This is a genomic window from Verrucosispora sp. SN26_14.1 (genome assembly GCF_004307965.1).
Taxonomy (GTDB): domain Bacteria; phylum Actinomycetota; class Actinomycetes; order Mycobacteriales; family Micromonosporaceae; genus Micromonospora.
In genome coordinates this window covers 1-1,900 of sequence record NZ_SISL01000724.1, presented here as the reverse complement: position 1 = coordinate 1,900, position 1,900 = coordinate 1, and the positions used below count along the sequence as shown (strand labels likewise).

Annotated in this window: 4 protein-coding genes; 2 read left to right on the top strand and 2 right to left on the bottom strand. The window is 71.3% G+C overall.

Translation table 11 applies throughout. The features are described from left to right. The coding region (locus EYA84_RS31325; protein WP_201272543.1) for an AbfB domain-containing protein at window positions 1-528 on the top strand (528 nt) is incomplete at its 5' end. Window positions 529-704: 176 nt separating this feature from the next. After that, on the top strand, window positions 705-1,058 hold the full coding sequence (locus EYA84_RS31320; RefSeq protein ID WP_131057791.1) for a hypothetical protein: 354 nt from the start codon (window positions 705-707) through the stop codon (window positions 1,056-1,058). A 64-nt stretch (window positions 1,059-1,122) separates the two neighbouring features. Here the strand turns inward: EYA84_RS31320 and EYA84_RS31315 are convergent, their stop codons facing one another. After that, complete coding sequence (locus EYA84_RS31315; RefSeq protein ID WP_236146072.1) at window positions 1,123-1,728, bottom strand: DUF305 domain-containing protein; 606 nt, start codon at window positions 1,726-1,728, stop codon at window positions 1,123-1,125. Further along, window positions 1,713-1,900 (bottom strand): carbohydrate-binding protein (locus EYA84_RS31310; protein ID WP_343232800.1); only part of this gene is annotated, 188 nt, incomplete at its 5' end. The genes EYA84_RS31315 and EYA84_RS31310, both read right to left, overlap by 16 nt.

Here is a 1,900-nt window from a genome sequence, read left to right as displayed (position 1 = left end):
CCGCGCCCCAGCCCGACCCCGGCCACCACGACCCCGGCGACGTCGCCGTCCGTGTCACCGTCGGCGGTACGCCCGTCCGTGCCGGCCGGCACCATCCCGCTCGGCACCTGGTCGTTGGAGTCCGTACGGGCACCGGGCCGGTACCTGACCGTCGACGGCGACGTGGCCGGGCTCGACGAGGTGACCGGAGCCAGCAGTGCGCAGGCCCGGCGACGGGCCACCTTCACAGTCAGTCGAGGGCTCGCCGACCCGGACTGTGTCACCCTGCGCAGCGCCGACGGGCGGTACCTGCGGCATGCGAGCCTGCGACTGCGGCTGAGCCCGAACGAGGGCACCCCGCTGTTCCGGGAGGACGCGACCTTCTGTCCCGAGCGCGGCGCGACGGCTGCCTCGGTGACGATGCGCGCGCACAACTACCCGCATCTCGTGGTGCACGAGCGTGACGTGGGGTTCTGGATCGACTTCCCCGACGGTACGCAGACGTTCGCACGGGCGAGTTCCTTCCGGGTCCGTAACCCCTGGGCCTGACCGTCGGGCCCGACTCGCCCGACCGGCGACCCGCGATTCGGCGACGCACTTTTCGTAATGCCGGACCGGCTGCCGCGCCTCCTACTGCGTGAGGCGTCGGCGGCTCATGACCGGTGGTACGCCGCACGCCGTTCGTCCGAGTCGGCGGGAGCCCGTATGCAGGTGAGGCCACGGTCATGACCGAAGAACGTCCGCCGCCGACCCCGCACCGGGTCGTGGCCGAGTCGGCCGAGCATCCGCCGATGCGCCCGCTGTGGTTGTGCCGCCACTGTGGCCACCCCTGGCCGTGTACGCGTGGCAAGCTCGCCCTGCTGGCCGACTACGAGGGTGCCCCGGTCAACCTCTTCGTCTATCTGGCCGGTTGCCTGCACGAGGCCATCGACGACCTGCATCGACTCGATCCCTGCCAGACCGGCAGCGCCGCCGACATGTTCGACAGGTTCCTGGGCTGGCCGAACCGACTGAACCGGCGCTACCGGGTGACCCGGACGAGCGTGCGTGGCGACCGGCCCCCGACGGTCAGTCGGTAGGACCGGACAGGGCCCGGGGCCGGCCGACGCCTACGGCCGTCCCCGAGCTGCCCATACGCAGTCGTCAGCTGGTCATCATTGCGAGCATCTGCTGGATGCCGCCCTGGCGGGAGGCGCGTACCCGCTCGCCGAATGCCTTGGTCTCGGCGTTCTTGCCGCCGCTGCGGACCAGGTTGGCCAGTTCCATCGCGTTGTGCTGGTGGGCCAGGAAGAGGCTCAGGAAGGACGTGTCGAACTCGGCGTCCTTGACCGTCGTCAACGCCTCGATCTCGGCCGGTCCGGTGCCGGGCAGTCCACCGTGGTGGGCGTGCAGGTTGGGCGCGGTGTCGACCTCGGTGGACTTGCCCCAGCTCCTGAGCCAGCCCTCGATCATCTTCAGCTCGTCGGACTCGGTGACCTGCACCGCCTGGGCGAGCGTCTTCAACTCCGGGTCCTGGGCGCGCTTCACGGCGGTGGCGGTCATCTGCAGGGCCTGCCGCTGGTGGTGGACGAACATCTGCAGGAACATCACGTCGGTGTCGTTGTACTCGTCGCCGGCCGTGATCTCGGCGACCGTCGTGTCACTCGTCGGAGCGGGCGGCGGCTGCGCGGCGGGTGACCCGCAGGCGCCGAGCAGGAACGGTACGACCAGGGCTGCCGCGACCAGTCGGCGCCTCACAGCGGGAGCCACAGCGCGAGGGTGTAGATCGAGGGCTCCCAGCTGTTGATCGCGGTGTGGCCCTGGCGGCACTCGTACCGCTTGCCCTCGAACGTCACCACGTCGCCGGTGCGGTAGCTGACCCCGGCGGCCCAGGCGTCACCGCCCGCTGCCGGCGGCGGGGCCGCGCTGGTCGGTGCGGCGG

What these genes read in the sequence shown, in the direction of transcription:
- EYA84_RS31320 (WP_131057791.1), top strand. Translation starts at nt 705, where the DNA reads ATGACCGAAGAACGTCCGCCGCCGACCCCGCACCGGGTCGTGGCCGAG.